The sequence below is a fragment of the Flexivirga sp. genome, assembly GCF_035551235.1.
Lineage (GTDB): Bacteria > Actinomycetota > Actinomycetes > Actinomycetales > Dermatophilaceae > Flexivirga.
Window position 1 is genome coordinate 215,325 of sequence record NZ_DASZNO010000030.1, and the last position, 6,084, is coordinate 221,408.

7 protein-coding genes are annotated in these 6,084 nt (G+C 69.0%); 6 read left to right on the forward strand and 1 reads right to left on the reverse strand.

Annotation, left to right across the window (positions count from 1 at the left end; translation table 11 throughout):
- Window positions 1–26 precede the first annotated feature (26 nt).
- The 6 genes from VG502_RS11150 to VG502_RS11175 all read left to right on the forward strand — a co-directional run bounded on the left by VG502_RS11150 (window position 27) and on the right by VG502_RS11175 (window position 4,785).
- Entirely contained in the window at window positions 27–683 is a 657-nt protein-coding gene (locus VG502_RS11150; RefSeq protein ID WP_325550119.1) for a flavin reductase family protein, read from the forward strand.
- Window positions 684–787: 104 nt separating this feature from the next.
- Window positions 788–1,150 (forward strand): hypothetical protein, encoded by a 363-nt coding sequence (locus VG502_RS11155; protein WP_325550120.1) that lies wholly within the window; start codon window positions 788–790, stop codon window positions 1,148–1,150.
- Between the two features lie 42 nt (window positions 1,151–1,192).
- Window positions 1,193–2,572, forward strand: a complete 1,380-nt coding sequence (locus tag VG502_RS11160; RefSeq protein WP_325550121.1) for a sensor histidine kinase — start codon at window positions 1,193–1,195, stop codon at window positions 2,570–2,572.
- Window positions 2,569–3,231, forward strand: coding sequence for a response regulator transcription factor (locus VG502_RS11165; protein WP_325550122.1), 663 nt, complete (start codon window positions 2,569–2,571; stop codon window positions 3,229–3,231). The genes VG502_RS11160 and VG502_RS11165 overlap by 4 nt, the downstream gene beginning before the upstream one ends.
- A gap of 127 nt (window positions 3,232–3,358) precedes the next feature.
- Window positions 3,359–3,967: a DUF4956 domain-containing protein gene (locus tag VG502_RS11170; RefSeq protein WP_325550123.1), complete on the forward strand. Its 609-nt coding sequence runs from the start codon at window positions 3,359–3,361 to the stop codon at window positions 3,965–3,967.
- A 5-nt stretch (window positions 3,968–3,972) separates the two neighbouring features.
- The gene (locus VG502_RS11175; protein WP_325550124.1) at window positions 3,973–4,785 is read left to right on the forward strand and encodes a polyphosphate polymerase domain-containing protein; all 813 of its coding nucleotides are present in this window, start codon (window positions 3,973–3,975) and stop codon (window positions 4,783–4,785) included.
- A gap of 23 nt (window positions 4,786–4,808) precedes the next feature.
- On the opposite strand, the gene VG502_RS11180 is transcribed toward VG502_RS11175, so the two are convergent.
- On the reverse strand, window positions 4,809–6,084 hold a 1,276-nt coding region (locus VG502_RS11180), incomplete at its 5' end, for a heavy metal translocating P-type ATPase (RefSeq protein WP_325550125.1).

Genomic DNA, 6,084 nt, shown 5'->3' on the forward strand with positions numbered 1-6,084 from the left:
CACGTTTCAAAGATCCAGGAGTCATCGTGAAATACAGCCCCGCAACCGAGCGGAACCCGCTTCCCTACTCGCCGTTCAAGGCGTGCACCGTGCCGCGGCCGATCGGCTGGCTGTCCAGCATCAGCACCGACGGGGTGGAGAACCTCGCGCCATACAGCCAGTGGCAGAACCTCACCTTCGATCCGCCGATGGTGATGTTCTCCGCGAACCAGTACCCGGACGGGCGGCGCAAGGACACTGTCATCAATGCCGAGGAGACCGGCTGGTTCGTGTGGAACATGGCGACCTGGGAGCTGCGCGACGCGGTGAACATCAGCGCGATGGCACTGCCCGAGCATGAGAGCGAGTTCGAGCGCGCCGACCTTCGCCGCGCGGCAGCCGACCTGTCGCCGGTTCCGATGGTCGCCGACAGCCCCTGCCACTTCGAATGCAAATACCAGTCGACGCACCGCCTGGTCGGCAACTCGTCGGTCGGGACCATCGACATTGTCTTCGCCAGCGTCGAGCGCATCCATGTCAACGACGAATTCCTGACGCCCGAGGGCAAACTCGACATCTCCCGCATTCAGCCCATCGCCCGCATGGGCTATTACGACTACACCGTCGTCAAGGACACCTTCGAGATGCGGATCCCGGGCGCCAGCGGTGTCGCGGCCGACGGGCTCGAAGGAACGCCCGGCTAGATCGCGGCAAGAGGAGAGGAGCGCGTGGCCGGGTGGCGATCGAGATGAGAGACCTCTCATCGTCAACTCATCCCGGCCTTGACCGGCCCTGAGACGCTGGGTGCATGAGATTGAGTCGTTGGGTGCTCGGCGGTGCGGTGGTGGCGATCTTCATCGTCTTCGTCGCGGTCGCCCTGTCGGTCAAGGCCGACAAGGAGGACATGGGCAAGCCGGTGCACATCCAGCACACCACGCCCGCTGTCTCCAGCTCCTCGATGCCGCGCACGTCGACGGCCACTCGATCGTCCACCAGCAGCTCGACGAAACCATTGGCACCGTCCTCGACGACGCCACCACCGACGACTCCGGACCGCACCGGCGCACCGCGCATCACCAAACAGCCACCGACGGCGGGGGACGAAGACGACCCCTACGACGACGATGACTACTACGACGACTACGGGGACGACGACGGTGCGGACGATTAGTCGGGCGCGCGGTTGAGCGCGCGAGCTCGCATCGTCGGCTGGATGGTGCTCCTCGTCGGCGTCGCGCTGGGCGGCTCCATCCTCGTCACCGCGCAGATCGTGTCGGTGCGCGCCGACACGCTGGCCGCCCAGGCCCTCGAGCACGAGGTCGACAGTTTCCACATGTTCGCCGCGTCGCCCACCGGCCAGGCGCGGACGACGGTCGACTCCCTGCTGACCCGCTACCTCACCGTCAAGGTCGCGGATCGCGGCGAAACCCTCTTCACCACCCTGGACGGCAAGCCGCACCGCCGCAGCGCGGGCCCACCCGCCGCCCGGCTGGACACCGACCGCGCCTTCATCGCGCGGATCGCCGGCGCCCGGAAGCCGATCTCCGGCTGGTGGGGCACCAGTGCCGGTCGCGTTCGGTATGGCGTCATCCCCGTCACGGTCGACGGGGATGCCCACCGTGGCGCGCTGGTGATCGCCGAATTCCGCGACGAGCAGGCCAAGCCGCTCTTCTCGACGGTGCGCATCTTCGCCATCGTGGGCGTCGCGGCACTCGCCGTCGCGGCACTGTGCTCCTGGCTGGTGGCCGGCCGGGTGCTGGAGCCGGTGCGGTGGATCCGGCAGACCGCCGAAGGGATCAGCGAGACCGACCTCGGCCGGCGCATCCCAGTCCGCGGCCGGGACGACGTCGCGCGGCTGTCCCGGACCTTCAATCACATGCTCGACCGGCTGCAATCCTCCTTCGTCGCCCAGCGGCGCTTCATCGACGACACGACCCACGAGCTACGCACTCCGATCACCGTGGTCCGCGGCCACCTGGAACTCATGGGTGATGACCCCGGCGAGCGGGAGGAGACCAAGGCGCTGTTGCTCGACGAACTGGACCGGATGCGGCGGATCGTGGAGGACCTGGCCGACCTGGCGCGCTCCGAACGTCCCGACTTCCTGGTCATCGGCGAGGTGGACCTGGCCGACCTGACCGTCGACGTCCTCACCACGGTGCGGGTGATGGCCGACCGGCAGTGGGCCGTCGACGAGGTCGCCGAGGGTGTTGTCCTCGCCGACGGGCAGCGTCTCACCCAGGCGCTGATCCAGTTCGTTTCCAACGCTGTTCGTCATACCGACGACGGCGACCGCATCGCAATCGGCTCCTCCTACGTCGATGACCGGGTCCACCTGTGGGTCGACGACAGCGGTACCGGAGTCGACCCCGCCGACGCCGAGCACATCTTCGAACGCTTCCACCGCGGCGCCGGAGCGCGGCGGGTCGACGGCGCCGGACTCGGCCTGTCGATCGTCGCCTCGATCGCCCACGCGCACGGCGGTACGGCGTCACTCGTGGACCGGCCCGGCCCCGGCGCGCGGTTCATCATCGTCATACCCGCTCGTCGGGTGAGCCCGCTCGACGACACCCCACCGGAGGACCCCGCATGAGCCGCATCCTGATTGTCGAGGACGAGGAGCGCATCGCCTCCTTCGTCGAAAAGGGCCTACGCAGCAAGGGATTCGTCACCTCGGTCGTCGCCGACGGGCACACCGCGCTCGACGAGGCGCGGACCGGTTCCTACGACCTGATGATCCTGGACATCGGCCTGCCGGGACTCGACGGCTTCACCGTGCTGCGGCAACTGCGGGAGGGCGGAGCCACCCTGCCGGTGATCATCCTGACCGCGCGGGACAGCGTCGACGACCGGGTGTCCGGGCTGGCCGGCGGAGCGGACGATTACGTCGTCAAGCCGTTCGCGTTCGACGAACTACTGGCCCGGGTGCACCTGCGGCTGCGGGACGACCGCACGCCCGACGCGACGGTGCTGCAGGTCGGGAGCATGAGCCTGAACCTGCGCACCCGCAGGGTCGAGGACGGAACGAAGGCGATCGACCTGTCGGCACGCGAATTCGCCCTGGCAGAAACGTTTTTCCGGCACCCGGACCAGGTGCTGTCGCGCGAGCAGCTCCTCTCGCGGATCTGGGGACTCGACTTCGACCCGGGATCGAACGTGGTGGAGGTCTACATCCGCTACCTGCGCCGCAAGCTCGGCGCCGACCGCATCGAAACGGTGCGCGGGATGGGCTACCGGTTCGTCGTGCATTGAGCCCGAAGCTCCCGGTCGCGAACCTTGGAACCTTCTCATCGTCGTCTCCCGGTCGGCTCATGCGCGCCCTCCAGAGTCGTGTGTACGTCGGCGAACTGCGCCGGCGGGTGAAGACCTAGGAGTTCTGATGAACCTGCTCGTGGCGGCAATCGCCGACCTGATCGCGATCTCGGTGCTGACCTTCGGTGTCTACTACCGGCGGCACTTCCGCCGGGACCTGGTGCTTTCGTACGTCGCGCTCAACGTCGGGATCATGGCGGTCGCCGGCATGCTGGCGGGCGGTGGCGCCGGAATCGGTTTGGGCATGGGCCTTTTCGGCATACTCTCGATCATCCGGCTCCGCTCGGACGCGATCACCCAGGAGGAGGTCGCCTACTACTTCGTCTCGCTGGCGATGGGCCTGGTCAACGGCCTGCACCCGGACCCGATCTGGGTCGCTCCGGCCATCTCGGCCGGACTGGTCGCCGTTCTCTTTGTCGCCGATCACCCACGGTTCGCGCACCGGACCCGGCGCCAGCTGGTCACGCTGGATCGTGCCTACCCGCAGGAGCCGGAGCTGCGCGCGGCACTGGAGCGGACCCTCGGTGCGGAGGTGCTGCACCTGTCGGTCAACGAGTTGGACCTGGTGCGTGACCTGACCATCGTCGACGTGCGGTTCCGCGTCGCCGCCCGTCAGCCGGTGGCCGACCTCGCCGGGCTGCGCCTCCCGCAGCGCGCCGTCGAGCAGGTCCGGTGACGGTGATGTCGACGAAGACCGAGACGACACAACGCTCCACGGCGGGCCGAGTGCTGGCGGGCGTCGTGCGGGACCGCTCCGCGATCAGCCTGCGCGAGGTGGACGCGACGGCGGCGCTCCAGCGTCGGGTCGACCGCACCTACCTCGTCACGGCAGGTCAATTGCACCGACTGGCCGCCGAGATGGGCCCGCGCTTCCGGGCGCTGGAGATCGACCGGGAGCGCGTCATGCGCTACGACTCGGTCTACTTCGACACCGACGACCTGGACCTCTTCCGGGCCCACCGACAGGGCAGGCGCCGGCGCTTCAAGGTGCGGGTGCGGACGTATGTCGACAGCGGCACCTCCTTCGTGGAGGTGAAGACCAAGTCCGGTCGGGGCGAGACCGTCAAGCACCGGATCCCGCATCCGCCGGAATGGCGTGCTGCGCTCGACGACCGCGCAACAGCGTTCGTGCACCAGGTGATTCGCGAGCAGTATGACCTTGCGGTGCAGCCCCTTGTTCCCGCACTGGAGTCGCGCTATCGCCGGGCGACCCTGGTCGATCCGGTCGCCGGTGAACGACTCACCTGCGACGTCGACCTGCAGTGGTCGGGAGCGGACGGACGTCAGGTCAGCGGACCGGACCTGGTGCTGCTGGAGAGCAAGACCACTGACCGCGGCCGCGTCGACGACGTGCTCGCCAGCTGGGGGATCCGGCCGCTGAGCATGAGCAAATACGCCCTCGGCACCGCACTGCTCCGCCCGCATCTCGCGGCGAACAAGTGGAGTCGACTGCTGCGTCGCGAATTCGACTGGGAGCGAGCAGAACCCGTGTGATCGCCGAGTGGTCAAGACCCCGGTCAGTCAGTCAGCGAGGAGCGAAATCCCTTGAGCCGCAGGCTGTTCATGACGACCGACACCGAGGAGAAGGCCATCGCCGCGCCCGCGAGCATCGGGTTGAGCAGCCCGGCCGCCGCGATCGGGATCGCGATGACGTTGTAGCCGAATGCCCAGACCAGGTTGCTCCGGATGACGCCCAGGGTGCGCCGCGACAGGCGGATGGCGTCGGCCGCGACCCGCAGGTCACCGCGGACGAGCGTGATGTCGCCGGCCTCGATCGCGACGTCGGTGCCGGTGCCCATGGCCAGGCCGAGGTCGGCCTGCGCGAGCGCGGCGGCGTCGTTGACGCCGTCGCCCACCATGGCGACGACCCGGCCCTCGGACTGCAGCCGCTTGACGACGTCGACCTTGTCGGCCGGCAGCACCTCGGCGAAGACGTCGGCCGCGTCGATGCCGACCTGGCCGGCGACGGTCCGCGCCACCCGTTCGTTGTCGCCGGTGAGCAGGATCGGCCGCAGCCCGAGCCCGCGCAGCCGGGAGATCGCGTCGGCGGAGGTGTCCTTGACCCGATCGGCCACGACCAGCACCGCGCGAGCCTGTCCGTCCCAGCCGACGGCGACCGCGGTCTGCCCGCGGTCCTGCGCCTCGTCGAAAGCGGTCTGCAGCTCACCCAAGCTGGTCGAGTAGCGGCGAGGAACGAGCGGCGCACCCAAGCTGGTCGAGTAGCGGTGAGGAACGAGCCGCGTATCGAGACCCTCCTGCGACCACTGTGCGAGCAGTTGCGGCCGGCCGACGAGGACCTCGTGCCCGTCGACGATGCCCTGCACACCCAGGCCCTCGACATTGGTGAAGTCCTCGACCACGCCGAGCTCGCCGGCCGCGCGGGCGGCATCCGCGACGGCGCGCGCGATCGGGTGCTCGGAGGCGTCCTCCAGCGCGCCCGCCATACGCAGCACCTGGGCGGTGTCCTCGCCGTCGGCGACGTGCGTGCGGGCCAGCGTCATCTCACCGGTCGTGACGGTGCCGGTCTTGTCCAGCACGATCGTGTCGACCGTGCGGGTCTGCTCCAGCACCTCCGGCCCCTTGATGAGTATGCCGAGCTGGGCGCCGCGGCCGGTGCCGACCATCAGCGCGGTGGGCGTGGCCAGCCCCAGGGCGCAGGGGCAGGCGATGATCAGCACCGCCACGGCGGCGGTGAAGGCGGTGGCGGCGGACGCCCCCGCCAGCAGCCAGCCGGCCAGGGTCAGCAGCGACAGCGTGATCACGACCGGCACGAACACGGCCGATACGCGGTCG